The sequence below is a fragment of the Streptomyces sp. NPDC057249 genome, from assembly GCF_042669245.1.
Classification (GTDB): Bacteria; Actinomycetota; Actinomycetes; order Streptomycetales; family Streptomycetaceae; genus Streptomyces.
Genome location: NZ_JBHUXS010000008.1, coordinates 1 through 26,991, shown reverse-complemented (window position 1 = coordinate 26,991; position 26,991 = coordinate 1). Strand labels below are relative to the sequence as shown.

Below are 26,991 nucleotides of genomic sequence, written 5' to 3'. Positions count from 1 at the left end.
GGGCGGTCAGGCCGGAGGGGCCTCCTCTTCCTCCTCCGGGTTCTTCTCCTCGGCGCGCTGTACGAACGAGCCCTGGACGTCGGCCGGCTGCTCGTCCTCGTCCTCCGTGGCCGCGCGCTGGACGGCGGGCGCGGCGGACGGGGCGGCCGCGGGGGCCGCCGGTGTGGACGGGGCGGGGTCGGAGAGGACCCGGTCGGCATTGGCGACGGCCTCGCGTTCGAAGCGGTCGGAGGGGTCGCTGACCCGGATGCCGCCGGGCGCCTCGGTGCCTTCGACGGGCCCGCTGCGCTGCTGGATGACGTGGGTCAGTTCGTGCGCCAGCGTCGTACGGCCCTGGGGCGAGGAGGGGTCGTAGGCGTCGCGCTGGAAGACGACGTTGTTGCCCACGGTGTAGGCGTGCGCGCCGACGCCCTTCGCCGATTCGTGTGCGGCGGAGTCGTTGTGGATGCGTACGTCGGAGAAGTCGGCGCCCATCCGGTTCTCCAGGTCCACCCGGGTCTCGGTGTCGAGGGGGGTGCCGCCGCCGGAGGAGATGACGTCGTGCACGGGCGAGCGCGACTCCGCCTCCTCGGCCCGGTCCGGTGCCGCCGCCCGGGCGCGCTGGATCACGGGCCCGAGCGCGGCGTTGCCGACGGTGCGCTGGAGGACGCCCATGCCCGTGGTGCCCACCACGTCGGTCCGCCCGGTGGCGGCGGCCCGGAAGAGGTGGTGGTTGTCGGAGGTGACGGGCGCCTCGGTGGTCGCGTCGTGCGGGGGCCCGGCCGGCAGCCGCTCGTGTTCCTCCCCGGTCTCCGGGGGCTTCACGTGGTGTTCGTGCTCGTGGTCGTGGTCGTGTGCGTCCACCGTCATCTCCCCTGACCGCACCGGGGCCGGCCCGCGCCGCGCGGTCGCGGCGGACCGCCCGCTCCTACCGTCCTTCCACCCTGGGGGACGCGTCGCTGCCCCGTCCAGCCCGGCCCTGTCCGGTGCGGGGCACGGCGGGGTGCCTCTTCGGGCAGCGGGGCGGACCGGAAGGCCGCAGGCGGGGGTGCGGGGAACCGGTCAGGATTCGAGAAGCGCGGGCGTCGGGCCCGTGCCTAGCATGATCTTCATGGACATCACCATTCACACCAGCTTCCTCCCGCACGACGACCCGGAGGAGTCCCTCGCGTTCTACCGCGACACGCTCGGCTTCGAGGTCCGCAACGACGTCGGCCAGGGCAAGATGCGCTGGATCACCGTCGGCCCGAAGGACCAGCCGAGCACGTCCATCCTGCTGGCGCCGCCGGCCGCGGACCCGGGCGTGACGGACGACGAGCGGCGCACCATCACCGAGATGATGGCCAAGGGCACCTACGGCTGGATTCTGCTCGCCACCCGCGACCTGGACGCCACCTTCGAGAAGGTGCAGGCCGGTGACGCGGAGGTGGTGCAGGAGCCGACCGAGCAGCCGTACGGCATCCGCGACTGCGCGTTCCGCGACCCGGCGGGCAATCTGGTCCGCATCCAGGAACTGCGCTAGGGCCCGTCTGACCCTTCCCGTCGCCCGAGGGCTTACGGTCCCGTGACGTGCCGCCGCCGAAGCACGTGACGGGGCCGTGCGCGTTCTAGCGTGGCGGGCATGCGCGTACTTGTCACCGGCGGTGCCGGGTTCATCGGTTCGGAGATCGTCCGCGGTCTCACCTCGGCGGGGCACGAGGCGGTGGTGCTCGACGCACTGCTGCCGTCGGCGCACGGCCCTTCCGCGCGGCGCCCGGCCGGCCGCGGCGACGGGCGGCTGATCGTGGCGGACGTACGGGACCGCGCGGCCGTGGACCGTGCGCTGTACGGCGTCGACGCGGTGTGCCACCAGGCGGCGATGGTCGGCCTGGGCAAGGACTTCGCGGACGCCCCGGAGTACGTGGGGTGCAACGACCTGGGCACCGCCGTCCTGCTCGCCGCGATGGCCGGGGCCGGGGTGCGGAGCCTGGTGCTGGCCGGGTCGATGGTCGTGTACGGCGAGGGCCGTTACGCGTGTCCGCGCCACGGGACCGTCCGCCCCGGCCCCCGCGACCCGGCGGACCTGGCGGCGGGCCGCTTCGAGCCGCGCTGCCCGGACTGCGGGGCGGCGCTGGTCCCCGGGCTGGTCGGGGAGGACGCGCCGGCCGACCCGCGCAACGTGTACGCGGCGACGAAGCTGGCGCAGGAGCACCTGGCCGCGTCCTGGGCGCGGGCGACGGGCGGGAGCGCGGTCGCGCTGCGCTACCACAACGTGTACGGGCCCGGCATGCCCCGCGACACGCCGTACGCGGGTGTCGCGTCGTTCTTCCGGTCGGCGCTGGCCCGGGGCGAGGCGCCGCGCGTCTTCGAGGACGGCGGGCAGCGGCGCGACTTCGTCCACGTACGGGATGTGGCCGCCGCGAACACGGTGGCGCTGGAGGCCGTCGGCGCCCGTGCTCCCGGGAGCTTCGCGGCGTACAACACCGGCAGCGGCGAGCCGCACACGATCGGCGAGATGGCGGGGGCGCTGGCGGCGGCCCACGGGGGTCCGGCGCCGGTGGTGACCGGGGAGTTCCGGCTCGGGGACGTACGCCATGTGACGGCGGACTCGCGGCGGCTGCGCGAGGAGCTGGGGTGGCGGCCCGCGGTGGGGTTCGCCGAGGGCATGGCCGACTTCGCGGCGGCGCCGCTGCGGGAGGCCGGGGCGGGGCTGCCGGCCTGAGGCCGGTCCGGGGCTCACGCCGTGGGCAGCGTCACCTCGAAGCAGCAGCCGCCGGTGACGTTGCGGACCTCCGCGCGGCCCGCGTGGGCCTCCACGATGCCGCGCACGATGGCGAGCCCGAGGCCCGCGCCGGCCGGAGGTGTACGAGCGTGGCTGCCGCGCCACCCGGTGTCGAAGACCCTCGGCAGGTCCTCCTCCGGGATGCCGCCGCAGCCATCGGTCACCGAGAGGACCACCCCGTCCGGAGCGCGGTGGGCCGCGACGGCGACCGTGCCGTCGGCGGGCGTCCGGCGGATCGCGTTGATCAGGAGATTGCCCAGGACCCGGCTCATCTCCTTGCCGTCCACCTCCACGGGCACCTCCTCGATCCGTCCGCCGACGAGCCGCACGCCGTGCTCGCGGGCGAGCGGGTCCGCGCCGGCGAGGGCGTCGCCCACCAGGTCGTAGACGGAGACGCGGGTGGGGGTCAGCGCGAGCGAGCCCGCGTGGATGCGGGAGAGCTCGAAGAGGTCGCCGACCATGTCGTTCATCCGCCCGACCTCGGTGCGGATCTGGCGCAGATAGCGCGGCGAGTCGGCGGCCATGCCGTCCTCCAGCGCCTCGGACATGGCCCGCAGCCCGGCCAGCGGGGTGCGCAGGTCGTGCGAGATCCAGGCGACGAGTTCGCGCCGCGAGGTCTCCAGGGCGCGTTCCCGCTTCCGCGAGCTGTCCAGCTTGGCGCTGGTGGCGGCGAGTTCGCGGGTGAGGGCGGCCAGTTCCGCGGTGGCCGGGGCCTCGGGCGCCGCGAAGGTCCCGCCGTCGCCGAAGGAGCGGGCGGCGAGGGTCAGTTCGCGGCTGCGGGCGGCGACCCAGCGGCCGAGCAGCATCGCCGTGACGAGGGAGACGACGGCGGCCATGGCGACGACGGTCGTCACGACGCTCAGGTCGTGCGGCGACAGGAACATCGCCCAGGCGACGACCAGGGTTCCGGCGAGCATCGCGGTGACGGCCACGGCGGCCACGATGCTCAGGGAGACGACGAGCGAGCGGTGCCGGGTGAGCCGCAGCGCGCACGCCCCGAGCAGTCCGGCGGCCGCGGCGCCCAGGAAGGCGAAGAGGGCGATGAGGAGCAGGTCGGTCATGACGGGGCTCCGGCGGCGGGGCCGGCGACGGGGAGGTCGAGGCGGTAGCCGACGCCCCAGACCGTACGGATCAGCTGCGGGTGGGCCGGGTCGGTCTCGACCTTCCCGCGCAGCCGGCGCACGTGCACGGTGACGGTGGACAGGTCACCGAAGTCCCAGCCCCAGACCTCGCGCATCAGCTCCTCGCGGGTGAAGACGCGGCCCGGGTGGCGCAGGAGGAAGGCGAGCAGGTCGAACTCGCGGAGCGTCAGGGCCAGCCGGCCGCCCCGGCAGGTCGCGCTCCGGGCCGCCGGATCGAGGACGAGCCCCGCGCCCTCCAGCAGCCGGGGCGGTCCGGCGGGGACCGCCGCCGCCCTGGCACGCCGCAGCACGGAGTCGACCCGCAGGACGAGCTCGCGCGGGCTGAACGGCTTGGTGACGTAGTCGTCGGCGCCGGTTTCCAGGCCGAGGATGCGGTCGTCCTCGTCGCCGCGCGCGGTGAGCATGATGACGGGCACCGGCCCCTGGACCCGCATCCGGCGGCAGACCTCGAAGCCGTCCATGCCGGGGAGCATGAGGTCGAGGACGGCCAGGTCCGGCCGGCGGGCCGCGTACAGCGCGAGCGCGGCCGGTCCGTCCGCCGCCCGGGCGACGTCGTAGCCGGCCCCGGTCAGGTATCCCGCGACGACTTCGGCGACGGTCGGGTCGTCGTCCACGACGAGGACATGACCGCGGGCCGGGGCGGCGGGATGCGGTCCGGCCGTGGGCGTCCCGCCTGCGGGGACGGGCGGCGGGGTGTCCGGGGGCGTCTGCATGGAACCCACCCTGGCACCCGGGGCGGCGCGGCCGGAAACCCGGGCGGGCCGGTGGCGGGCGACGTCCACGTTTCGTAAGAATCCAAAGCCCGAAATGCCGGTTTTCGCTCCGTAGGGTGAGCCGGGTGATCCTTCCTTCCGATGACTCAGGCCCCCGCGCCGACATCGTCCTTCCCTGTCTCGACGAGGCCGCCGCCCTGCCCGGCGTGCTGGCCCGGGTGCCCCGGGGCTGGCGGGCGATCGTGGTGGACAACGGCTCGACCGACGGCTCCGCCGATGTGGCCCGTGCGCTGGGTGCGACCGTGGTGCACGAGCCCCGGCGCGGTTTCGGCTCGGCCTGCCACGCCGGGCTGCTCGCCTCCGAGGCGGAGTTCGTCTGCTTCTGCGACTGCGACGGCTCGCTGGACCCCGCGCTCCTCACCGGCTTCGTACGCCGGGTGGCCGGCGGCGAGTGCGATCTGCTGCTCGGGCGGCGGCGGCCCCGGGAGCGCGGCGCCTGGCCGCTGCACGCGCGGGCGGGCAACGCCGCGCTGTCCCGGATGCTGCGACGGCGGACCGGGCTGCGGCTGCGCGATCTGGGCCCCTTGCGCGCCGGCCGCCGCGCGGATCTGCTGGCGCTCGGCCTCACCGACCGGCGCAGCGGCTATCCGTTGCAGATGGTGGTGCGGGCGGCCGACGCGGGGCTGAGGGTGGCCGAGACGGACGTCCCGTACCTCACGCGTACCGGGAAGTCGAAGGTCACCGGCACCTGGCTGGGCACCTGGCACGCGGTCCGCGACATGCGGGCCGTGCTGGCCGAGCCGCCGGTCCCGGCGGGGGTGCCCCGGTGAGCGCGGCGGCGTCCGGGCCGGCCGGTGCGACGACCGTGCTGGTCATCGCGAAGGAGCCGCTGCCCGGGCGGGTCAAGACCCGGCTCAGCCCGCCCTTCTCCCCCGCCGAGGCCGCGCGCCTCGCGGAGGCCGCGCTCGCCGACACCCTGCACACCGTCCTGGCCCTGCCGGCCGCCCGGCGCGCCGTCGTCCTGGCGGGGGCGCCCGGGCCGTGGCTGCCGCCGGGCATCGAGGTCGTGCAGCAGGGCGCGGGCGGGCTGGACGAGCGGCTGGCCGCCGCGTTCGGGGCGTGCACCGGACCGACCCTGCTGATCGGGATGGACACCCCCCAGATCACTGCGGCGGACCTGGCCCCCGCACTGGCCCCCGGGGCCTGGGACGGCTGCGGCGCCTGGTTCGGCCCGGCGGAGGACGGCGGGTTCTGGGCGCTGGGCCTGGCGGAACCGGACCCGGGGCTGCTGCGCGGTGTGCCGATGTCCGTGCCGGAGACGGGTGCGGTGCAACGGCGCCGGCTGGTCGACGCCGGGCTGACCGTGCGGGACCTGCCCCGGCTGCGGGACGTGGACACGGCGGCCGACGCGGCGGAGGTCGCGGCGCTCGCTCCGGACGGGCGGTTCGCCGCAGAGCTGGCCCGGACGCGCCGGACGGCTGTCCGATGAGCCGCACCGGCCGGGAGCGGAACGTGCTGGTCCACCCGCCGGCGGACCCGGACGCCGGGCTCACGGGCGTGGAACCCGCGCTCGCGTCGCAGGCCCCCGCGCCCCAGACCGCCGCCCGTCCGGAAGCCGATGCCTGGGGCGCCGACCCGTACGCCGACGCCCTGCGCAACGGGCACGGGCCGCTGTTCCTGCGCCGTACGGACGGCTGGCTGCTGCCGCTGGACGTCGAGCGCTGGTGCGCCGGGGCCGACGCGGCGGACCTGTCGGCGCTGCGGCGCTGCGAGGGCCCGGTCCTGGACGTCGGGTGCGGGCCCGGCCGGCTGGTCGCCGCGCTCGCGGCGCGCGGCCACCGCGCCCTCGGGATCGACGTCAGCGAGGCGGCGGTCGCCCGGACGGTCCGGCTCGGCGGGTACGCGCTGCGCCGGTCCGTGTTCGACCCGCTGCCCGGCGAGGGCCGCTGGGGCACCGTACTGCTCGCCGACGGCAACATCGGGATCGGTGGCGACCCGGACCGGCTGCTGCGCCGGGCGGCGGAACTGCTCGCGCCCGGCGGCCTCCTCATCGCGGAGACCGTGCCGCACGACCTGGACGAGCGGGTCCGGGTGCGGCTCGACGACGGGCGTGCCCCGGCCGGAAGTGCGGCGGCCGGGCTCTTCCCGTGGGCGCGGCTCGGCTCGTCCGCCCTGCTGGGGTACGCCCGCCCGCACGGGCTGCGGGCCGAGGGTCAGTGGGAGGCGGACGGCCGCGCCTTCGTGGCCCTGCGGCGGAGCCGGAGCGCCCGGACCGCGCACCAGAGCGCCGACAGCAGGAACAGCACGGCCGTGATGAGCAGCCAGTTCCCCAGGAACACATCAGGGGACAGCCCGCTCGCCGGCGCGTAACGCTCCGGCCGCGCGATCAGCGGGAACCACACGAGCAGCAGCAGCCCGGACAGGAAGGCCGGCACCCGTACGTAGTTGACGGAGGCCGGCCGCCGGCGTCCGAGGCACCCGCGCAGCGCCAGGTCCGCCGACGCGTACAGCGGTGCGAGCACCAGGTCGTGGACGAGGGCCGCGCCGACGAACCACAGGGTGACGCCGAGCCAGTCGCCGGCGAGCAGGCGCACGCCCGCGTAGCCGGCGAGCGCGAACGAGGCGGCCAGGAGCACGAGGTGCAGGGGGCCCGCTCCGTAGCGGCGGTGCGGGAGGGCACGGGGGCCGGTGGTGTTCACAGTTCTCCGAAGGTCAGCCGGGACACCCATTTGGTGTTGAGCACCCCGGGGGCGGCGGGCACGATGATCCGGGCCGGGTATCCGTGGTCGGGTGACAGGTCCTCGCCGTTGACCTGGAGGGCCAGCAGCGAACGCGGATCGCGCACCTGGTTGTCCCGGAGCGCCGCCCGGCGGAAGGGGCCGCCGCGCTGAAGGGACTCCACCAGCACTGCGGGCGGCCGGTCCGGGTAGCCGGCGAGGGCCGCGAGGTCGCTCAGCCGTACGCCGCGCCACCACTGGTCCGAGGTGGACCAGCCCTCCACGCAGGCGATGGGCAGGGCCGCGCCGTGCTGCTCCATGGCCAGCAGCTGTTCCCGGCTGAACCGCAGGTCGCCGGCCGGGCCGCTGACGGTCAGCCACCAGCCCTCGCCGGTGTCGGCGGTGGTGATCCCGACGGCGGCGGCGGTCTTGTTGATCTGGAAGCCGCCCGGGCCGGACCCGGGTTCGGCGGCGCCGCGCGGGGTGAGCACGGCGAGGCGGCGCAGGGGCCCGTCGAAGCTCCGGCCCGCCGAGGTGACCAGCAGGACCAGTGAGCCCGCGCCCACCATGGCGAGGGCGCCGCGCCGGGACAGGGTCGGCGGGGCCGGGGCGGGCGGTTCCAGCGCGTCGTCGGGGACCGGCCCGTTCAGTCCGCCCGTCCGCAGCACGCGTACGGCCTGCGGGGCGCGCAGCCCGGCGTGGGCGAGGAAGGCGGCGAAGAAGACCCACGCTCCGTAGAAGTGCAGCGGGTAGAAGGAGCCGGGGAACAGGTACTCCAGCTGGATATTGAGCAGGCCGGTCACGAACTCGAAGAGCGCCCCGCCCACCAGCAGGAGCAGCGAGATCCGTTCCAGGGCGTGCGCGAGGGACCGGGCCGGCGGCAGGGCGAAGAGCCGGGGCACCACGGACCAGAGCTTGGCCAGCAGCACCGGGACGAGGACGATCCCGAGAGTGACGTGGAGCCCTTGCGTCAGCCGGTAGAGCCAGTGCGGCGAGGTGGGCCAGGAGAAGAGGTAGAAGCCGAGGAGACCCTTGTCCGGCGTCTTGTCGTTGACCGGGGCGAGGTCCGGGTTGTACGCGGCGTACGACAGCAGGCCCGTCACGAAGAGCAGGGTGATCCCGGCGAGCAGGACCAGCCCGAGCACGGCGGTGAACGGCACACCGCGCACGGGGCTGCGCCAGAATCCGGGTGCCGACGGCAGCCGTTCGAGGAGCGCGGCGGCGCGGGGCCGGGAGGAGGATGCGGAGGGTGTCGGAGCGTTCCGACGGCTGTCGCCCATGGGCCCGACGCTATGCCCGTGGCCCGCGCGGCCGGCGGGTGCGACTCCTGACGAAACGGTGACGTCACCCCGGCGAACGTACGGCCGGGGCCGTGAATCTGACGGTTGTGTGACGCGCCCGGCCGGTAGCGGCCGTCACGGTGTGCCGGTGCGTACGGTGCCTGCGTGAAGACCGAGGACCGCACCGAGCCGCGTACCGAACCGGACACCGTCGGGGGCGCCGGACAGCGCCGGGATCTGGTGGCCGCCGGGGCGGGTGTCCTGCTCGTGGTCGCCGCCGCCCTCGGCGGCCGGGCCGTCGAGGACTACGCGCGGACGCTGTACGTGCACTGGCCGCCGCTGCTGGCGTCCTGGTACCCGCACACGGGGCCGGGGACGGTGGCGGCTCCGGTGGTGGCCGTCGCGGTGATCGCGTACGGGCCGCTCCTCGCCCGTCGGCTGCGCTGGCGGTCCCTGCTCACGGCGGTCTACGCCTCCTCGCTGGCGTGGGTCTTCTCGCTCGCGCTGATCGACGGCTGGGGGCGCGGTGTCGCCGAGCGGCTGACCACCAAGCACGAGTACCTGCGGGTCATCGACCGCTTCCAGGACATCGGCGCCACGCTGCGCACGTTCGACGACCACATCCTGCTCGGCGCGCCGGACAACTGGCCCGCACATGTGGCGGGCCACCCGCCGGGCGCCACGCTCACCTTCGTGTTCCTGGACCGGGCCGGGCTGGGCGGCGGCGCCTGGGCCGGGGTCTGGTGCGTCCTGACCGGCGCGTCCGCCCTGCTCGCCGTGCTGGTCGCGGTGCGGGCACTGGCCGGGGAGGACATCGCCCGGCGCGCGGCGCCGTTCCTCGTCCTGGCCCCGGTGGCGGTCTGGGCCGGGACCTCGGCGGACGGCTATTTCGCGGCGGTGGCCGCCTGGTCCGTCGCCCTGCTGGCCCTGGCGGCGACGCGCACGGTGCGGAGCCCCGGGGCCGCCGCGCTGGGCGCGGGCCTCCTCTTCGGGTGGGTCTGCTACCTGAGCTACGGGCTGACGCTGATCGCGCTCCTACTCCTGGCCGTCCTCGTGCTCGCCGGCACTCTGCGGCCGCTGCCGCTCGCGCTGCTCGGGGCCGTGGTGGTGCCGGCCGTGTTCACGGCGGCGGGCTTCGACTGGTGGGAGGCGTATCACGTACTCGTGGAGCGCTACCACCAGGGTGCGGGCGGGTTCCGGCCGGACGGGTACTGGGTGTGGGCGAACCTCGCCTGCACCGTGATCGCCGTGGGGCCGGCGGTGGTCGCGGGGCTGCGCCGTACCTTCGCGGGCGCGCCGGGTGCTGTGCGGGCGCTGCGCGGCGGGGAGGCGCGCGCGGCGGACCGGCTGGTCCCGCTGGTGCTCGTGGCGCTGCTCCTGCTGCTGGCGGCCGACCTGTCGGGGATGAGCAAGGCGGAGACCGAGCGGATCTGGCAGCCGTTCATGGTCTGGCTGCTGCCTGCGGCGGCGCTCCTGCCGGACCGGGGCCGACGGGGCTGGCTCGCCGTCCAGGCGGCGGTGGCCCTCGCCGTCAACCACCTGCTCTGGACGGGCTGGTGACGGCGGGTCCGGTCACCTCAGCTCGACCCGGACCAGGGCGGCGGCCAGCCGGGGCAGGTCCTCGTCGGCGACGAGACCGGCCAGCTCCTCCGGTGAGCGCGGCAGCCCCAGGCCGTCGGCCGCGTCCTGGGCGCGCTGGTCGAAGGCGGGGCGCAGTTCGGGCCACAGCCCCTGCGCCTCCCGGCTGAAGATGTCGGCGCCCACGGGACCGATCCGGGGGAACTCCGTGAGCAGTCCGCGCAGTTTTCCCGCGTCCCCTCCGGCCTCCTCGCGGAGCCTTCGCAGGTCGCCGTGGTACCGGTCGAGGGTGAGCCGGGCGCCCTCGCCGAGTGCGGTGGCGGTGCTCTCGTCGTAGCGCCGGTAGTGGGCGCGGCCCAGGGCGTCGACCCGGTCCTGCCAGGACGCCTCCGCCATGGCGTGGGGGGTGCGCATTCCGGCGGTGAAGAGTTCGCGGGCGGCGGCGACCGCCATGCCGGCCTTGATGGGGACCGAGAACAGGACGCACAGGGTCAGCAGCTGGTAGAGCGGCATGGGCGTGTCGCGGAGCCGGATGCCGGCTTCCTCGGCGTACGTCTGCCCGTGCTCGTCCAGCAGGTTCCGCACGGTCGTGGCTCTGGACACGGTGGTGCTCCGTTCGGTTCTACGCGGTCAGCGCGTCGAGCAGGGTGCGGGCCCGGGTGAGGGAGCGAGGGCGCGGGGGGTGGTGCCAGGGGTCCCGGTCCACGAGCGCGTCGGCGTCCCGCAGGGTCCAGCGGCGGGCGCCGAGGGCCGGGTCGTCGATGTCCTCCCAGGCCAGGGGCGCGGCGACGGGGGCTCCCGGGCGGGCCCTGACCGCGTAGGGCGTGACGGCGGTCTGGGCGTAGGCGTTGCGCTGGACGTCGAGGTAGAGGCGGCCGCCGCGCGCCTTCTTGCGGGCCTCGGTGGTGAAGCGGCCGGGGTCACGGGTGACGAGCGCGTCGGCGACCGCGCGGGCGAACGCCCGTACGGTGTCGAAGTCGTCCCGGCGGTCGAGCGCCACCACGACGTGGAGCCCGCGCGAGCCCGTGGTCATGACGAGGGACGGCAGCTCCAGTTCGTCCAGGAGCCCGTGCAGTCCGAACGCCGCCTCGCGGACCGGGGCGAAGTCGTCGCCGGGCGGGTCGAGGTCGAACACCATCCGGTCCGGGTGGCGGGGCCGGTCGGCGCGGGAGAGGAAGCGGTGCGGGGTGATGCTCGCCTGCCCGGCGAGGTAGACGAGCGTGGCGGTGTCGTCGGCGACCGGGTAGGTGACGGTGCCGTCCTCCTTGGGGAGTTCGACGCGGTGGACCCAGTCGGGGAAGTGGTCGGGCACGTCCTTCTGCATGAAGCCGTGGCCGCCGATGCCGTCGGGGAAGCGCTCCAGCATGAGCGGCCGGTCCCTCAGATGGGGCAGCATGCGGGAGGCCACCGTGCGGTAGTAGCCGGCGAGGTCCGCCTTCGTGATGCCGTCGTCCGGGAAGAGGACCTTGTCCGGGCGGCTGATCTCCGGGATCGCGCGGGCCGTCATCGGCGCTCACCGGCCCCGTGCCACGCGCCGGCCGAGGGCCGTGGCGCCGCAGGCGGCCCCCGCCGCCGCGACCGCGGCGAGTGCGCGGTGCCTCAGGGCCCACAGCTGCGGGTCGCGCCGGTGGGACTCCTGGTCGAACCTGCCGTGCGCGCCGTGGTCCGTGGCGTCGTCGACCGGCTGCCACAGGTTGTGCTCGCGGTTGTCGTCGCCGGCGTCCCCGGACTGCTGGGAGTCGAAGCCCGTACGCGCGAGGTAGCGGTCGAGGAGGCCCGCCGCGAACTTGTTGGCGACGATGGTGGCGACGGTGCTGGAGCCCACGTAGTACTGCTTGCGGCCGGGGTGGTCGGCGGCGTACAGCACCGCGTCGGCGGCGACCTCCGGCTGGTAGATCGGCGGGACGGGCTGCGGCCTGCCGCGCACGCGGGACAGGACCCAGGAGAACTGCGGGGTGTTGACGGCCGGCATCTGGACCACGGTGACCCGGACGCCGCTGCCCTGGTGCAGGAGTTCGGTGCGCAGGGACGAGGTGAAGCCATTGATGGCGTGCTTGGCCCCGCAGTACGCGGACTGGAGCGGGATGGACCGCTCACCGAGCGCCGAGCCGACCTGGATGATGGTCCCGGCGTCGCGTGGTTGCATGTGCGTGAGCGCGGCCCGGGTGCCGTTGACGAAGCCGAGGTACGTGACCTGGGTGACCCGCTCGTACTCCTCGGGCTCGATCTCGGTGAAGGGCGCGAAGACCGAGGTGAAACCGCAGTTGACCCAGACGTCGATCCGGCCGAAGGCGTGCACGGCCTCGTTCGCCGCGGCTTCGACCGCGCGGTGGTCGGCCACGTCGACGGGGACGGCCAGCGCGCGCCCGCCGGCCTCCTCCACCTCGCGGGCGGCCGCGTCGAGACCGGCCCGGCCCCGGGCGAGCAGGGCCACATCGGCCCCGCGCGCCCCGAAGGCCCGGGCCACCGCCCGGCCGATGCCTGCGCTCGCTCCTGTGATGACGACGCTCTGGCTCACGATGTCTCTCCTTCGGTGGGGGCCGGTGCGGCAAGTCGGACGGAGGTTTCGAGCATCAGCGCGTGGACGAACGCCTGCGGGAGGTTGCCGCGCAGCTGCCGCTGGCCGATGTCGTACTCCTCGGTGAACAGACCGGGTGGCCCGCAGGCCGCCCGGTTGCGTTCGAACCAGCGCAGCGCCTCCCGCTCGTTGCCCTGCTGGTGCTCGGCCAGCGCCATCAGATGGCCGCACAGCAGGAACGCTCCCTCGGCCTCGGCGAGGGGGCGTTCGTCGTGCCGGAAGCGGTACGCGTAGTGGTCGTGGGTCAGCTCGGCGCGGTAGGCGTCGAGGGTGCGGACGGTCCGGGGGTCGCGGGCGGAGACGCCGCCCCGGATCGCGGGCATCAGCAGGGCGGCGTCGAGTCCGGGGTCGTCGGGCGCGCGCTGCCAGCGTCCGGTGGGGTGGGTGCTGGTGGCCGCCGTCCGGGCGAGCAGCGTGTCGGCGAGCCCGGCCCAGGAGGCCGCCTGCGCGCAGCGGACGTTCGCGGCCATGGCGCGCAGGCCCGCCGCGCAGATGAGCCTGCTGTGCGTCCAGGCCCGGTCGTCCAGCTCCCAGATGCCGGCGTCCGGCTCGTGGTGGCGCTGTTCGACGGCCGCGACGGCGATGTCCGCCGCGCGCCGCCCCTCCGGGCCGAGCCGGCCGGTCCTGGCCGCGGCGGCGAACAGGAGCAGCGCCTCGCCGAACGCGTCGAGCTGGAACTGCCGGTTGACGTGGTTGCCGATCCGGTTCCCGCCGCCCGGGTAGCCGGGGACCGGCAGCCTCTCCTGGTCGGGTACGGGCGCGCCGGTGACGGTGTAGGCGGGCGCGAGCCGGGGACCGTCCTCGTGGAGGCGGGCGGCGACGAAGCGGACGGCGTCGTCGGTCAGCCGGTGGGCGCCGGCCGCCGCCGCGGCCTGCCCGGCGTAGCACTGGTCGCGAATCCACACGTACCGGTAGTCGTAGTTGCGGCCCGCCTCGGCGCGCTCGGGCAGGCTGGTGGTGGCCGCGGCGACCATGCCGCCGGAGGCGCTGGTGAGGCCGCGCATGACGGTGTGGGCGTGGCGTGCGTCGTCGGGGGCGAGGCAGTCGGGCAGCGGCTCGGCGGCGCGGGCCCAGGCGTCCTGGGTGGCGTGCCAGGCCCGGTCCGGGTCCACCGCGTCTCCCGGCCGGTCCTCGGAGAGTTCGAGGACCAGGTCGTGGTGGCCGCCCGCCGGGACGGTGAGTTCCGCCGCCAGGCCCGTGCGGTGGCCGTCGCGGACGGGGTGGGCCGCCTCGGCCCCGGTCCATCGCCAGTGCAGGGGGCCGGTGCGCCCGGTCCACGCCCCGGAGCGCTCGCGCCGCACGTCCCGCGAGCGGTGCGTGCCGAAGTCCGCGTGCGGTTCGAGGCGGACGGTCACCCGGGCGTCGCCCTCCACGGCGTGGACGCGGCGCAGCAGGACGGCGTGCCGTGCGTCGCCGGGGAAGGCCAGGGCCTCGTGGCACTCGATGACCCCGGCGGTGGTGACCCAGCGGTTGCGCCAGATCAGCGTCCCGCGCTCGTAGGAGCCGCCCCACACGAAGCGTTCGGTGGGCGTGACGGTGTAGTGGCCGGGGCCGCCGATGAGGGCGGCGAAGACCGCGCCGGAGTCCCAGCGCGGGGCGCACAGCCAGGCGATGTCGCCCTGGGGGCCGACGAGCGCGCCGCGCTCGCCGTCGGCGATGAGGGCGTACTCGCGCAGTACGTGGGGCGGCGGGTTGCCGCGCGGCGGGTGCGGGCGGGTCATGCGCCTCCTCGTGGGGTCCGGCCGGTCATCGGACGCGGTAGCGTTCCGCGTCCCGGGCGCGCAGTTCCAGGCCGTGTCCGGGGGCGCCGGACGCGCCGGGGCGTACGGTGCCGCCGGCCGGGTCGAGCACCCCGTCGAAGAACAGGTCCTCGATGCGGACGTGGTCGTGGAACCACTCCAGGTGGCGGAGGTTGGGTACGGCCGCGGCGGCGTGGGCGTGGACGTGCGGGGCGCAGTGGCCGGAGAGGCCGAGACCGGCGGCCTCGGCGAGCGCGGCGGCGCGGAGCCAGACGGTGATGCCGCCGCAGCGGGTGGCGTCCGCCTGGAGGCAGTCCACGGCGCCGGCGGTGACCAGCTGCCAGAAGTACGGCAGGGCGTAGCCGTACTCACCGGCGGCCACGTCGGCCGTGGTGGCCGTCTTGATCTCGGCGAGCCCCGCCGGGTCGTCCGAGGAGACGGGCTCCTCGTACCAGGTCACGCCGTACTCCTCGAAGCAGTGCGCCACGCGGACGGCCTGTTTGCGGGTGTAGGCCCCGTTGGCGTCCACGTACAGCTCGGTGCCGTCCCCGATGCTGCGGCGGGCCTTCGCGATCCGGTCCAGGTCGCGTGTCTCCTCGCGGCCCCAGGATTCGCCGATCTTGATCTTGACGCGGGGGATGCCCCGGGCTTCCGTCCAGCCGCGCAGCTGCCGGTCCTGCCGGCTGTCGTCGTACGGGGTGAAGCCGCCGCTGCCGTAGACGGGGACCTCCTGGACGCTCGCGCCGAGGAGCCGGGTCAGCGGCAGGTCCAGGAGGCGGGCCTTGAGGTCCCAGAGGGCGATGTCCACGGCGGACAGCGCCTGGGCGACGAGCCCGGGGCGCCCGGCGTTGCGGACGGCCCGGCTCATGGCCTCGTTGGCGGCGGGGACGTCCCAGGCGCTGCGGCCCGTCACCACCCCGGCGAGCAGCTGGTCGACGGCCACGGCGGTGGCGGGCGCCCCGTAGGTGTAGCCGAGGCCGCTCGTCGGGCCGGCGCCCACCCGGACCAGGACGAGCGTGGTCTCGTCCCAGGCCAGGGTGCCGTCGCCCTCGGGGGCGTCGGTGGGCACGGTGTAGACGGCGGTCTCCACCCGGTCGATCAGGGGGGTGTGCGCGTCGCCGGGGCGCGGGGTCACTTGGCCGAGGGCCCGTCGTGGTGGCCGGGCAGCATCTCCTGGACCTTGGCCTTGATGCCCTGGCGCACCATGCCGACGCGGTCGCTGTCGCCCTTGACGATGGCGGACGCGGCGGCCTCGATCTGGTCGAGGCTGGCGTGCGGCGGGATCGGCGGGACGTCCGGGTCGGTCCGGAAGTCGATGACGAACGGCCGGTCGCAGGCCAGGGCGCGGTGCCAGGCGCCCTCGACCTGGTCGGGCTTCTCGACGCGGATGCCGTCCAGGCCGACCGAGCGGGCGAAGTCGGCGTAGCGCACGTCGGGCAGCGACTGGGAGGGCAGGAACTGCGGGGCGCCGGACATGGCGCGCATCTCCCAGGTGACCTGGTTGAGGTCCTCGTTGTTGAGGACGGCGACGATCAGGCGGGGGTTGTCCCACTCGCGCCAGTACTTGGCGATGGTGATGAGCTCCGCCATGCCGTTCATCTGCATCGCCCCGTCGCCCACGAGCGCGATGGCCGGCCGGTCGGGGTGGGCGAACTTGGCGCCGATGACGTACGGAACGCCGGGGCCCATGGTGGCGAGCGTGCCGGAGAGGGAGCCGCGCATGGCGCCCCGGAAGCGCAGGTGGCGGGCGTACCAGTTGGCGGCGGAGCCGGAGTCGGCGGCCACGATGGCGTCGTCCGGCAGGAGGGCGTCGAGTGCGTGGACGACGTATTCGGGGTTGACCGGGTCGGCCTCCACGGCGGCGCGGCCCTTCATGACCTCCCACCACTTGGCGGTGTCCTTCTCGATCTTCTTGCGCCAGGAGCCGTGCTTCTTGCGCTTGAGGCGCGGCAGCAGGGCGTCCAGCGTGGCGGCCGCGTCACCCACGAGGTTCACCTCGAACGGGTAGCGGAGACCGATCATGTAGGGGTCGATGTCGATCTGTACCGCACGGGCCTGGTCGAGCTCGGGCAGGAACTGGGTGTACGGGAAGCTGGAGCCGATCACCAGCAGGGTGTCGCATCCCTGCATCAGTTCGTAGCTGGGACGGGTGCCGAGCAGCCCGATGGAGCCGGTCACGTACGGCAGGTCGTCGGGGAGGACGTCCTTGCCGAGCAGCGCCTTGGCGACGCCCGCGCCCAGCTGCTCGGCCAGCCGCTCGACCTCGGCGCGTGCGCCCCGCGCGCCCTGCCCGACGAGGATCGCGACCTTCTCGCCCGCGTTCAGCACCTCGGCGGCCCTGGCGATGTCGTCCTCGGCCGGGACGGGCGCGGACCTGCTGGCGCCGAGGCTGGAGGGCACCATCTTGAAGGCGTGGGTGGGCGGCGAGTAGTCCAGTTCCTGGACGTCGGCCGGGATGATGACGGCGGTCACGGTGCGCTTGGCGTACGCGGTGCGCATGGCCCGGTCGATGACGTTGGGCAGCTGTTCGGGGACGGTGACCATCTCGCAGAACTCGGACGCGACGTCCTTGTAGAGGCTGAGCAGGTCCACCTCCTGCTGGTAGGAGCCGCCCATGGCGCTGCGGTTGGTCTGCCCGACGATCGCGACGACGGGCACGTGGTCCAGCTTGGCGTCGTAGAGGCCGTTGAGCAGGTGGATCGCTCCGGGCCCCGAGGTGGCGGCGCAGACGCCGGCCTTGCCGGAGAACTTCGCGTAGCCGACGGCCTGGAACGCGGCCATCTCCTCGTGCCGCGCCTGGACGAACTTCGGCTTGTTCTCGGCCCTCCCCCAGGCGGCGAGCAGCCCGTTGATCCCGTCGCCGGCGTAGGCGAAGACGTGGTCGACGTCCCATTCGCGCAGCCGCTGAAGGACGTAGTCGGAGACCTTGGTCGCCATGGTGTGCCTCTCCTATCGGTGGTGCGTCGTGCTTCGGTTCCGGCGCAGGGCGGCGTACACGGCCGTGCCGAGCGCGGTCAGTGCGGTGAGCGCGGCGCCCGTCACCAGCCGGCTCGCGGCCGGGGCCGGGCGGCCGGGGCGGGCGGTGGCCTTCTCGGGGTGGTCGGCGGGCAGCGGCCCGTCGAGGCCGAGCGCGAGCGCTTCGGCCAGGTGCATGGCGCGGCGGCCGGTCGCACCCTGCTCGATCTGGGTGCGGCAGCTGAAGCCGTCCGCGACCACCAGCGCGTCGGGTGCGGCGCCCCGGACGGCGGGCAGGACGCCCTGCTCGCCGATGTCCATGGACAGGTCGTAGTGGCCGCGTTCGAAGCCGAAGTTGCCGGCGAGGCCGCAGCAGCCCTCGTCCAGGACCTCGGCGTCGAGCCCGGCGCGGCGCATGAGTTCGCGGTCCGCGTCGAACTTGGTGACGGCGTGCTGGTGGCAGTGCGTCTGCACGGTGGCCCGCCGGGTGAGGACGGGCGGCCGCCAGTCGTCGGGGGCGTCGTTGACCAGGAGTTCGGCGAAGGTGCGGAACTGGCCGGCGAGGCGCTGGATGTCCTGGTCGTGCGGCATCAGCTCCGGCGCGTCGGACCGGAAGACGGCGGTGCAGGAGGGTTCCAGGCCGACGATCGGGGTGCCGGCCTCGATCCACGGCCGCAGCACCTCGGCGGTCCGGCGCAGCACCTTCTTGGCGGTGGCGGGCTGTCCGGTGGAGATCCAGGTGAGTCCGCAGCACACGGCCTGCTCGGGAACGGCGACCCGGAAGCCGGCGTCCTCCATGACCCGGACCGCCGACCGGGCGATGCCGGGGTGGAAGGAGGAGGTGAAGGTGTCCGGCCACAGCACCACGGTCCGGGCGTCCGCCGGGTCGGGCTCCGGGAGGCCGCGCGCCCGCCACCACTGGACGAACGACTCCTCCGCGAACGCGGGCGGCTGCCGCTCGTCGGCGACACCGGCGACCCGCTTGGCGACGCGGCGGAGTCCGGGGGCGTCGAGCGCGGCGTTGACCAGCCGGGGTGCGACGCGCGAGAGCCGGGCCCACAGCGGCAGCCAGCCCAGCGAGTAGTGGGCGGTGGGGCGCAGCCGGCCCGCGTAGTGGTGGGCCAGGAACTCGGACTTGTACGTGGCCATGTCGACGCCCACCGGGCAGTCGGACTTGCAGCCCTTGCAGGCGAGGCAGAGGTCGAGCGCGTCGCGGACCTCGGTGGAGCGCCAGCCGTCGGTGACGGGCGAGTCCTGGTGGCCGCCGAGCATCTCGAAGAGCAGCCGGGCCCGCCCCCGGGTGGAGTGCTCCTCCTCCCCCGTCGCCCGGTAGGAGGGGCACATCACGCCGCCGCTGTGGGAGCGGCAGTTTCCGATGCCGACGCACCGCATGACGGCCCGGTTGAAGGAGCCCTCGTCGTCCGGGTAGTGGAAGTGCGTCTCGTCGTTCGCCGGGCGCCAGTGCGGGCCCAGCCGCAGGTTCTGGTCGGTGCGGTACGGGTCGGTGACCTTGCCGGGGTTCATCCGGTTGTCCGGGTCCAGCAGGGCCTTGACCTCGCCGAACGCGGCGACGAGCCGTTCACCGTACATGCGGGGCAGCAGTTCGCCGCGCGACTGCCCGTCGCCGTGCTCGCCGGAGAGCGAGCCGCCGTACGAGACGACGAGGTCGGCGGCCCGGAACAGGAACTGCCGGAAGGATGCGACGCCCTCGGCGGTCTTGAGCGCGAACGGGATGCGGGTGTGCACGCAGCCCTGCCCGAAGTGGCCGTAGAGGGAGGGGTGGTCGTAGTCGAACTCGGCGAAGAGCTTCTTCAGGTCGCGCAGGTAGTCGCCGAGCCGTTCGGGCGGGACGGCGGAGTCCTCCCAGCCCTCCCAGGTCTCCCGTCCGTCCGGCGGCCGGGCGGTCACACCGAGCCCGGCCTCCCGGGCCTTGAGCATCCGGCGCTCGCGCGGCGGGTCGTCGGAGAAGGTCACCGTGGGGTCGTCCTCGTCGCGGCCGAGCGCCTTCAGCAGGTCGTGCGCCTGCCGGTCCACGTCCTCCTGGGTGTCCCCGCTGAACTGGAGCAGCAGCCAGCCGTCGCCCTCCGGGAAGGTGTCCAGGGAGGCGACGTGGCTGTCCTCCTCGCGCATGAGCTGCGCCATCCGGCCGTCCAGCGCCTCCAGCTGGGTCGGGGAGCTGTGTTCCAGCAGGCGCGGCACCTCGTCGGCCGCCGCGCAGATGTCGGGGTAGCCGAGGACGAGCATCGCCTCGTGGGGCGGGACGGGGACCAGGTCGAGCTCGGCGCGCAGGACGGTGACGAGGGTGCCCTCGCTGCCGACGAGGGCGCGGGCCAGGTCGAAGCCCTTCTCCGGCAGCAGCGAGTCGAGGTTGTAGCCGGAGACCCGGCGCGGGATGGCGGGGAAGCCCTGGCGGACGTCGGCCAGATGCGCGTCGATGATCCGGCGCAGCCCCTGGTAGACCTCCGCGCGACGACCGCCCGCTGCGACGATCTCCGCGAACTCCGCGTCGGAGGTGGGGCCCACCCAGCAGCGCAGCCCGTCGTAGGTCAGGATCTCCAGCCGCCGGACGTTGTCGACGGTCTTGCCGTACGCCTGGGCGGACGCGCCGCAGGAGTTGTTGCCGATCATCCCGCCCAGCGAGCAGTGGCTGTGCGTCGAGGGTTTCGGGCCGAACCGCAGGTCCCGGTCCGCCAGCTGCCGGTTCAGTTCGTCCAGCACGATGCCGGGCTCCACCACGCAGGTGCGGGCGGCCTCGTCCACGGAGACCAGCTGGTGGCAGTACTTCGTCCAGTCGATGACCACGGCGGCGTTGGTGCACTGTCCGGCGAGGCTGGTCCCGCCGCCCCGGGACAGCACCGGTACGCCGTGCCGGGCGCAGACGGCCGCCGCTTCGGCGCCCGCGTCCACCGTGCGGGGGACGACGACGCCGATGGGCACCTGCCGGTAGTTGGAGCCGTCGGTCGCGTAGGCGCCCCTGCTGCCCCCGTCGAAGCGGATCTCGCCGTCCACGCGCCGTTCCAGCTCACGGCGGAGGGCCCGGACGTCGGGAGCCGGGTCCGTATCCGTTCCGTGCTGCCCGTCCGCCGGGGCGTTCCCTCCCGTGACCATCCGTCGTTCCTCCTCGTCGTCCGGCGTGCGCGCCGGGGGTGGCCCGGCCTCGCAGTGACCCCGGTACCCGAAGTCGGCGGGTTCACTTATGGGCGGCGCGGTGAGTGACCCCGATCGGCCCCGCGAAACCCGCCGGCCGGGCGTACGGGCGGACGTCGGCGTCACCCGAGCGCGCGACCCGGTGGGCGTGCCCGCGACGGCGGTGTCATGTTTCGGACGTGGCCGCCCGGCAACCCGGGTGGTGACCCCGGACCGGGCCCGAGTGGCCGAGGACGAGAGCGAGGAGGACGGCGTCATGCCGGCAGGATCGAGCCCCAAGCGTGAGCGGCAGTACGAGCACGTGAAGGAGAGCGCGGAGAAGCGCGGCACCTCCGAGAAGCGTGCCAAGGAGATCGCCGCCCGCACGGTCAACAAGGAGCGTGCCCGCTCCGGCGAGTCGAAGACGGCGAGCAGGACGTCCACGCGCGACCCCAAGTCGGCCTCCGAGCGCGGCGGTGAGCGCTCGCACAAGGGGGCGCAGGGCCGCACGAAGGACCAGCTGTACGAAGAGGCGAAGAAGAAGAACATCGAGGGCCGCTCCACGATGAACAAGGAGCAGCTCCTGAAGGCCGTCAGCCGCTGAATCGGCGGGGCGTCGCCGAAACCTTTGTGCGCGGGCCGGGCGGCCCGCGCACAAAGGTTTCGGCACGAGGGAGGGAGGGACACCGCACATGGACGAAGGACGAGCGGCGGGGAACGACCGCGAGGACGACGACCGCGAGAACGCCCACCGCGGGCGGAACGAGACGACCGAGGAGCGGGCGGACCGCCGCTGGACGGAGCTGCTCCAGGAACTGCGGGTGGCGCAGACCGGGGTGCAGATCCTCTTCGGATTCCTGCTCGCGGTGGTCTTCCAGCCGCGATTCGCCACGCTCTCGGAGACCGACCGGACGATCTACGTCGTCACCGTGCTCCTCGGTTCCGCCACGGCGGCGGCGCTGATCGGGCCCGTCTGCTTCCACCGGCTGCTGACCGGCCGCCATCTGAAGCCGGAGACGGTGGTCTGGGCTTCGCGGCTCACCCTGCTCGGGCTCGTGCTGCTGTTCTGCACGATGTGTTCCGCGCTGCTGCTCATCATGCGGGTGGCGCTGCACAACGCGCTCGCCCTGTGGCTGGTGGGCGGGATGGCTCTGTGGTCCTTCGTCTGCTGGTTCGTCTTCCCGGCCTGGGCGCTGGCCAGGTCGTCCAACGGACGCGGCGGCTCCGGTCGCGCGAAGTGACCCCGTACGCACCCGGTCCCGGCGGGACCGGGTGCGTACGCGTGTCACAGGGCGCGCAGTGCGGGCAGCAGCTTCTCCTGGGCCCAGTCGATGAACGGCTTCTGGTGGTCCCCGCCGATCTGGACGAGGGCGACCTCGGTGAACCCGGCGTCGACGTAGGGACGCACCGCTTCCACGAACTGTCCGACGTCGTCGCCGCAGGGCACCGCCTCGGCGATGTCGTCGGGCCGGACGTACTGCGTGGCCTGGTCGAAGGCGGAAGGACCCGGCAGCTCCGAGTTGACCTTCCAGCCGCCGACGGACCAGCGGAACTGGTCGTGCGCCCGCTTCACCGCCGCGTCGCGGTCGGTGTCGTAGCAGACGGGCAGCTGGCCGACCCGGGGCTTCCCGCCGCCGCCGTGCCGGTCGAAGTCGGTCAGCAGTTCCTCCTTGGGCTCGGTGGCGATCACCAGGTCCGCGAGCCGGCCCGCGATCTCGCAGGAGCGGTCGCCCGAGACGGCGACACCGAGGGGCACGGCCACGTCGGGGACGTCCCACAGCTTGGCGTTCTCCACGTCGAAGTGGGGGCCGTGGTGGTTGACGTAGCCGCCGGCGAGGAGCGCCTTGATGATCTCCACCGCCTCTTCCAGCTTGTCGAGCCGCACCCGGGCGTCCGGCCAGCCGCCGCCCACCACGTGCTCGTTCAAGCTCTCGCCGGAGCCGAGCCCGAGCCGGAACCGCCCCTCGGAGAGCAGTTGCAGCGTCGCGGCCTTCTGCGCCACGACGGCCGGGTGGTAGCGGGTGGTCGGGCAGGTCACGTACGTCATCAGCGGGATGCGGGTGGTGGCCTGCGCGGCGGCACCCAGCACGCTCCAGGCGTACGGGGCGTGGCCCTGGGACTTCAGCCAGGGGAAGTAGTGGTCGGAGGTCACGGAGAAGTCGAAGCCGGCCTGCTCGGCCGCCACCACGTCCTCGACGAGGGCCCGCGGTCCCGACTGCTCAGTCATCATCGTGTATCCGAATTGCACCATATGGGATGGGTTACCGATCCCCGGCGGTCGAAACGTAGGGCCCCGGACCATGTTTCCCCGGGGCCGGTCGCGGAACCCGTCAGGGGACGTCCGCACATCCGCGTACACCGAAAGCGAGGGACGACATGGCTGTCGCGACCTACTGCCTGGTTGCCGTCGACTGCCCGGACCCGGCTGCGCTCGCCGGCTTCTACCAGCGGGTGCTGGGCGGGGAGGTGACGCACGACAACGACCGCTGGTACGAGCTCCGGGCCCCCGGCGGAGCGCGCCTCGCCTTCCAGCTGGCCCCCGGGTACCAGCCGCCCGAGTGGCCGCGCGCCGACCGGAACTCGCAGCAGGAGCACCTGGACTTCGAGGTGGAGGACATGGAAGCCGCCCAGCGCGAGGTCCTCGCCCTGGGGGCCACGCCGCTCGACGTGGACGACGACGGCGGGAAGCGCGGCTTCCGGGTCTTCGCGGACCCGGCGGGCCACCCGTTCTGCCTGTGCGACGGCGGCTGAGGGCGCGGGGCCCGGGGCTCAGGGGCTCATACGGCCGATGACGCCGGTGTCGAGGCGGTCCAGGAGGGCGGCCGGGGACGCGTGGACCTCCACGGCCCCGGCCTCCTCCAGGTCCGCCCGGGGGATGCCGCCCGACAGCAGGCCCACGGCGGGGACCGACGCCCTGGTGGCCGCCGCCATGTCCCAGACCGAGTCACCGATGTACACCGCCTCCTCACTGGTGGCGCCGGCGATGTCCATCGCGTGACGGATCGGGTCCGGGGCGGGCTTCCCCTCGTCCACGTCGTCGGAGCTGGCGGTGCCGGAGATGACGTCGTCGGCGTCGAGCGCGCGCCGCAGGGCCTTCAGCTCGGGGCCGGAGGCGGAGGTGGCGAGGACGATCGTCCAGCCCCGGCCGGACAGGGCGCGCAGCAGGTCCGCCGCGCCGTCCAGCGGCGGCAGGCGCTCGAAGTAGGTGGCGTACAGCGCGGAGTGCGTGGCGCTGATGCCGGCGTCCTGATCCCGGTCCCGGCCGGAGCCGAGCAGATGGGCGACGAGGTCGTCGGAGCCGAGCCCGACCGCACGGTGGATCGCGGGCATCGGCACGGTGTGCCCGGCCTGGCGGAACGCCTCCCACCACGCGGTGACGTGCAGGTAGTTGGTGTCGACCAGGGTGCCGTCCACGTCGAACAGTGCGGCGCGTGTCATGGGGGTCCTTTCGTACCGGCCCGGCGGTGTCACAGGTCGATCTCGTCGGCGGGGCACACCCGGGCGCCCATGTTCCGTTCCGTCATCCGCAGGGCGGCGTCGGCCAGATCGGGGTGGATGTGGGCCACCCCGTCACGCGGAATGGTCAGGTCCATGTGGCGGATGTGCGCGTCCAGCGCGGAGTAGAGGATGCACTGCTCCGTCACCTGCCCGGTCAGGACGAGGTGGTCGACGTCCAGCTGGTGGAGCAGGTAGGGCAGGGGCGTGTCGTAGAAGATCGAGTGCCGCGCCTTGACCACGAAGAGCGAGTTCTCGTCGGGCTTCAGCGGTTCGACCAGGTCGGGGCGGGCGCCCGCCATGGCCGCCTCGACGATCTCCCCGTGGTGGGAGCGCCAGTCGCCGAAGTTGTCGTTGGCGTAGATCACGAGTGAACCGCTGCCCCGGGCGGCCTTCAGCATGTCCGCGATCACGGGCACCGCCCGCTCGGCCGAGGGCAGGAGCTGGTCGGCGTCCTCGTGGTCGTACGGGTTGATCATGTCGATGACGATCAGCGCCTTGCGGGACATGGTTGCCATGGTGGCATCCGTGGGCTTTCGCGGCGAACTGTCGCCCTGCGCCCGGTCCGGCACCCCTCAGCTCCACCGGCTGCCGGCCAGGGGGGCGGTCTCCTCGCCCGTGCCGCGTACCACGCCGCGCAGGAACGCCGTCAGCGCCTCGGACGCCGAGTAGCGGGGCCGCCAGCCCAGTTCCTCGTGGGCCCGCGCGCAGTCCATGACGGGCAGGCGCAGCACGGCGTCGAAGAGGTGCGGCGACGCCGGGACCGCCCGGGCGTGCCAGGCGGTCGCCAGCGCGCCGCGTACGAGCGGCACGGGCGCGCGCACCACCCGTGCGTCGAGGAGGGCGCCGAGGGAGCGGGCGTCGGTGACGGTGTCGGCGGCCAGGTTGAACGGGCCGCGTGCGTCGCCGAGCACGGCGAGCCGGTACGCCTCGGCCGCGTCGTCCGTGTGCAGCACCTGGAACCTCAGCCCCGCCAGGTCGGGTACGAAGGGCAGCAGGTCGGGGCGGAGGAGTACGCCGGGGAGGTACTTCCCGCCGAAGATGCGCCGCTGCTCGGGGGCGGCCGTCTCCTTGAAGAGGAAGCCGGGCCGCATCCGTACCACCCGGATCTGCGGGTGGCGCAGCTCGTAGGTGTCCAGGACCCGTTCCAGATAGGCCTTCTCCCGGCAGTAGGCGGCGTCCGGCCAGCCGTGGGTCGGCCACTGCTCGTCCACCCCGGGCTCCCGCTTGGGCCCGGGCGAGTAGGCGCCCACGGACGAGGCGTGGATCAGCGCCGGGACACCGGCCGTGCGCACCGCGTCGAAGACGCGGAGGGAGCCCTCGACGTTGCTGCGCCAGGTGACGACGGGGGCGTGGGTGGGCTGGAAGCGCCAGGCCAGGTGGACGACGGCGTCCGCGCCCGCCAGCAGGGAGCCGAGGGTGCGGGCGCTGTCCGGACGGGAGAGGTCCACTTTCCCCCACTCCACGCCTGGCAGGGTGAGCTCGGGCAGCCGCCGGGCCAGGCCGAGGACGGACCCGACGTCCGGGTCCTGCGAGAGGGCCCGCACGAGGCTCGTGCCCACGTTGCCGGTGGCGCCCGTGACGACGACGCGCGGGCCTTGCGATGCGTTCACGGTGAATCCCTTCGTCGCGGCTCAGGGCCGGAGCAGCGTCTTGACCATGCCGTCGGCCTTCGCCTGGAAGGTCTCGTACGCCTTCGGGCCGTCCTCCAGCGGCAGGTGGTGCGTGGCGAAGCCGTCCACGCCCAGCGGATCGTCGTCCACGAGCAGCGGCAGGATGTCGGGCACCCAGCGCTTGACGTTCGCCTGGCCCATCCGGAGCTGGATCTGCTTGTCGAACATGGTGAGCAGGGGCAGCGGGTCGACGGCGCCGCCGTAGACACCGGAAATGGAGATGGTGCCGCCCCGGCGCACCACGTCGATGGCGGTGAGGAGGGCGGTGAGCCGGTCGATGCCGGCGCGTTCCATGAGCGGGCGGGCCGCCGCGTCCGGCAGGAGGCCGACCGCCCACTGGCCGGCCTTGCCGATCGGCGCGCCGATGGCGTGGGCCTCCATGCCGACGGCGTCGATGACCGCGTCGGTGCCCCGGCCGCCGGTGAGGTCGCGGACCGCGTCCGGCAGGTCCTTGCCGTAGCGCCCCAGGTCGAGGGTCTGGACGCCGCGCGCGGCGGAGCGGGCGAGGCGTTCGGGGACCAGGTCCACGCCGATGACCAGGCCGGCGCCCCGGTGCAGGGCGATGCGGGCGGCCATGTCGCCGATCGGGCCGAGGCCGAGGACGGTGACGCTGCCGCCGGGCGGGATCGCGGCGTACTCGACGGCCTGCCAGGCGGTGGGCAGCACGTCGGAGAGATAGACGAACCGGTCGTCCGACGGCCCCTCGGGAACCTTGATGGGCAGGGTGTTGCCGAAGGGGACCCGCAGCAACTCGGCCTGCCCGCCGGGCACCTGCCCGTACAGCTTGGTGTACCCGAAGAGCGAGGCGCCGGTGCCGTACTCCCTGACCTGCGTGGTCTCGCACTGGGAGTGCAGGCCCTGGCCGCACATGAAGCAGGTGCCGCAGGAGACGTTGAAGGGGATGACGACCCGGTCGCCGCGCGACACGGCGGTCACCTCGGGGCCCGTCACCTCCACGACGCCCATCGGTTCGTGGCCCAGGATGTCGCCGGGGTCCAGGTAGGGGCCGAGCACTTCGTACAGATGGAGGTCCGATCCGCAGACGCCCGTCGAGGTGACCCGGATGATGATGTCGGTCGGGTCCTGGATGACGGGGTCGGGAACGGTCTCGACGCGGACGTCGCGCTTTCCTTGCCAGGTCAGTGCACGCATGGGTGATCTCCCTAAGAATGGTTGGCGGTCCGGGGGGACCGGGTGTGGCTGATGGGTGTTTGCCGCTTGTGGCTCGCGAGGAATGGCCGCCCGGTCCTCCGGG

At 74.2% G+C, this 26,991-nt stretch carries 25 protein-coding genes; 9 read left to right on the top strand and 16 right to left on the bottom strand.

The window, feature by feature from the left end:
- Positions 1-6: 6 nt before the first annotated feature.
- Positions 7-849, bottom strand: coding sequence for a DUF4157 domain-containing protein (locus ACFUJY_RS16520; RefSeq protein WP_383299499.1), 843 nt, complete (start codon positions 847-849; stop codon positions 7-9).
- 241 nt (positions 850-1,090) lie between these two features.
- Between ACFUJY_RS16520 and ACFUJY_RS16515 the strand changes: the two genes are divergently transcribed.
- The gene (locus tag ACFUJY_RS16515) at positions 1,091-1,501 is read left to right on the top strand and encodes a VOC family protein (protein ID WP_073967342.1); all 411 of its coding nucleotides are present in this window, start codon (positions 1,091-1,093) and stop codon (positions 1,499-1,501) included.
- A 99-nt stretch (positions 1,502-1,600) separates the two neighbouring features.
- On the top strand, positions 1,601-2,680 hold the full coding sequence (locus ACFUJY_RS16510) for an NAD-dependent epimerase/dehydratase family protein (protein ID WP_383299496.1): 1,080 nt from the start codon (positions 1,601-1,603) through the stop codon (positions 2,678-2,680).
- Positions 2,681-2,694: 14 nt separating this feature from the next.
- On the opposite strand, the gene ACFUJY_RS16505 is transcribed toward ACFUJY_RS16510, so the two are convergent.
- Positions 2,695-3,801, bottom strand: coding sequence for a sensor histidine kinase (locus tag ACFUJY_RS16505; protein WP_383299493.1), 1,107 nt, complete (start codon positions 3,799-3,801; stop codon positions 2,695-2,697).
- Positions 3,798-4,595, bottom strand: coding sequence for a response regulator transcription factor (locus tag ACFUJY_RS16500; RefSeq protein ID WP_383299490.1), 798 nt, complete (start codon positions 4,593-4,595; stop codon positions 3,798-3,800). Before ACFUJY_RS16500 ends, ACFUJY_RS16505 begins: the two co-directional genes overlap by 4 nt.
- A 125-nt stretch (positions 4,596-4,720) precedes the next feature.
- Here ACFUJY_RS16500 and ACFUJY_RS16495 point away from each other — a divergent pair, with 125 nt between their 5' ends.
- The 3 genes from ACFUJY_RS16495 to ACFUJY_RS16485 are packed head-to-tail and all read left to right on the top strand — an operon-like array spanning position 4,721 to position 6,965.
- Complete coding sequence (locus ACFUJY_RS16495; protein ID WP_383299487.1) at positions 4,721-5,425, top strand: glycosyltransferase family 2 protein; 705 nt, start codon at positions 4,721-4,723, stop codon at positions 5,423-5,425.
- Positions 5,422-6,084 (top strand): DUF2064 domain-containing protein, encoded by a 663-nt coding sequence (locus ACFUJY_RS16490; protein ID WP_383299484.1) that lies wholly within the window; start codon positions 5,422-5,424, stop codon positions 6,082-6,084. Before ACFUJY_RS16495 ends, ACFUJY_RS16490 begins: the two co-directional genes overlap by 4 nt.
- Complete coding sequence (locus ACFUJY_RS16485; RefSeq protein ID WP_383299480.1) at positions 6,081-6,965, top strand: class I SAM-dependent DNA methyltransferase; 885 nt, start codon at positions 6,081-6,083, stop codon at positions 6,963-6,965. Before ACFUJY_RS16490 ends, ACFUJY_RS16485 begins: the two co-directional genes overlap by 4 nt.
- Before the next feature lie 325 nt (positions 6,966-7,290).
- Here ACFUJY_RS16485 and ACFUJY_RS16480 read toward each other — a convergent pair whose 3' ends face one another.
- The gene (locus ACFUJY_RS16480; protein WP_383299478.1) at positions 7,291-8,592 is read right to left on the bottom strand and encodes a molybdopterin-dependent oxidoreductase; all 1,302 of its coding nucleotides are present in this window, start codon (positions 8,590-8,592) and stop codon (positions 7,291-7,293) included.
- A 165-nt stretch (positions 8,593-8,757) separates the two neighbouring features.
- On the opposite strand from ACFUJY_RS16480, the gene ACFUJY_RS16475 reads away from it, so the two are divergent.
- Entirely contained in the window at positions 8,758-10,152 is a 1,395-nt protein-coding gene (locus ACFUJY_RS16475) for a hypothetical protein (protein ID WP_383299476.1), read from the top strand.
- A 12-nt stretch (positions 10,153-10,164) separates the two neighbouring features.
- Here the strand turns inward: ACFUJY_RS16475 and ACFUJY_RS16470 are convergent, their stop codons facing one another.
- From ACFUJY_RS16470 to ACFUJY_RS16440, 7 genes are read right to left on the bottom strand one after another with little or no spacing between them, the layout of a single operon-like run.
- Entirely contained in the window at positions 10,165-10,773 is a 609-nt protein-coding gene (locus ACFUJY_RS16470; protein ID WP_383299474.1) for an endonuclease, read from the bottom strand.
- Between the two features lie 19 nt (positions 10,774-10,792).
- On the bottom strand, positions 10,793-11,677 hold the full coding sequence (gene ligD / locus ACFUJY_RS16465) for a non-homologous end-joining DNA ligase (RefSeq protein WP_383299472.1): 885 nt from the start codon (positions 11,675-11,677) through the stop codon (positions 10,793-10,795).
- 6 nt (positions 11,678-11,683) lie between these two features.
- Positions 11,684-12,688 (bottom strand): SDR family oxidoreductase, encoded by a 1,005-nt coding sequence (locus ACFUJY_RS16460; protein ID WP_383299470.1) that lies wholly within the window; start codon positions 12,686-12,688, stop codon positions 11,684-11,686.
- Positions 12,685-14,469, bottom strand: a complete 1,785-nt coding sequence (locus ACFUJY_RS16455; protein ID WP_383299467.1) for a glycoside hydrolase family 15 protein — start codon at positions 14,467-14,469, stop codon at positions 12,685-12,687. The genes ACFUJY_RS16460 and ACFUJY_RS16455 overlap by 4 nt, the downstream gene beginning before the upstream one ends.
- Positions 14,470-14,494: 25 nt before the next feature.
- On the bottom strand, positions 14,495-15,622 hold the full coding sequence (locus ACFUJY_RS16450; protein ID WP_383299464.1) for an enolase C-terminal domain-like protein: 1,128 nt from the start codon (positions 15,620-15,622) through the stop codon (positions 14,495-14,497).
- A complete protein-coding gene (locus ACFUJY_RS16445) occupies positions 15,619-17,424 on the bottom strand; it encodes a thiamine pyrophosphate-requiring protein (RefSeq protein WP_383299461.1) in 1,806 nt (601 codons plus the stop codon). The genes ACFUJY_RS16450 and ACFUJY_RS16445 overlap by 4 nt, the downstream gene beginning before the upstream one ends.
- Before the next feature lie 12 nt (positions 17,425-17,436).
- Positions 17,437-20,550: an FAD-linked oxidase C-terminal domain-containing protein gene (locus ACFUJY_RS16440; protein WP_383299459.1), complete on the bottom strand. Its 3,114-nt coding sequence runs from the start codon at positions 20,548-20,550 to the stop codon at positions 17,437-17,439.
- Between the two features lie 295 nt (positions 20,551-20,845).
- Between ACFUJY_RS16440 and ACFUJY_RS16435 the strand changes: the two genes are divergently transcribed.
- A complete protein-coding gene (locus ACFUJY_RS16435; protein ID WP_073967112.1) occupies positions 20,846-21,172 on the top strand; it encodes a plasmid stabilization protein in 327 nt (108 codons plus the stop codon).
- An 88-nt stretch (positions 21,173-21,260) separates the two neighbouring features.
- Positions 21,261-21,809, top strand: coding sequence for a DUF6328 family protein (locus tag ACFUJY_RS16430; RefSeq protein WP_383299455.1), 549 nt, complete (start codon positions 21,261-21,263; stop codon positions 21,807-21,809).
- A gap of 44 nt (positions 21,810-21,853) precedes the next feature.
- Here ACFUJY_RS16430 and ACFUJY_RS16425 read toward each other — a convergent pair whose 3' ends face one another.
- Entirely contained in the window at positions 21,854-22,819 is a 966-nt protein-coding gene (locus tag ACFUJY_RS16425; protein WP_383299451.1) for an LLM class F420-dependent oxidoreductase, read from the bottom strand.
- Positions 22,820-22,944: 125 nt separating this feature from the next.
- On the opposite strand from ACFUJY_RS16425, the gene ACFUJY_RS16420 reads away from it, so the two are divergent.
- Positions 22,945-23,319 (top strand): VOC family protein, encoded by a 375-nt coding sequence (locus tag ACFUJY_RS16420; protein WP_383299449.1) that lies wholly within the window; start codon positions 22,945-22,947, stop codon positions 23,317-23,319.
- Positions 23,320-23,337: 18 nt separating this feature from the next.
- Here ACFUJY_RS16420 and ACFUJY_RS16415 read toward each other — a convergent pair whose 3' ends face one another.
- The 4 genes from ACFUJY_RS16415 to ACFUJY_RS16400 form a co-directional block, all read right to left on the bottom strand.
- Positions 23,338-24,006 (bottom strand): HAD family hydrolase, encoded by a 669-nt coding sequence (locus tag ACFUJY_RS16415; protein WP_383299446.1) that lies wholly within the window; start codon positions 24,004-24,006, stop codon positions 23,338-23,340.
- Between the two features lie 29 nt (positions 24,007-24,035).
- Complete coding sequence (locus ACFUJY_RS16410; RefSeq protein WP_383300262.1) at positions 24,036-24,572, bottom strand: isochorismatase family cysteine hydrolase; 537 nt, start codon at positions 24,570-24,572, stop codon at positions 24,036-24,038.
- 66 nt (positions 24,573-24,638) lie between these two features.
- Positions 24,639-25,676, bottom strand: coding sequence for an NAD-dependent epimerase/dehydratase family protein (locus ACFUJY_RS16405; RefSeq protein ID WP_383299443.1), 1,038 nt, complete (start codon positions 25,674-25,676; stop codon positions 24,639-24,641).
- Between the two features lie 21 nt (positions 25,677-25,697).
- On the bottom strand, positions 25,698-26,888 hold the full coding sequence (locus ACFUJY_RS16400) for an alcohol dehydrogenase catalytic domain-containing protein (RefSeq protein ID WP_383299440.1): 1,191 nt from the start codon (positions 26,886-26,888) through the stop codon (positions 25,698-25,700).
- Positions 26,889-26,991: the final 103 nt, after the last annotated feature.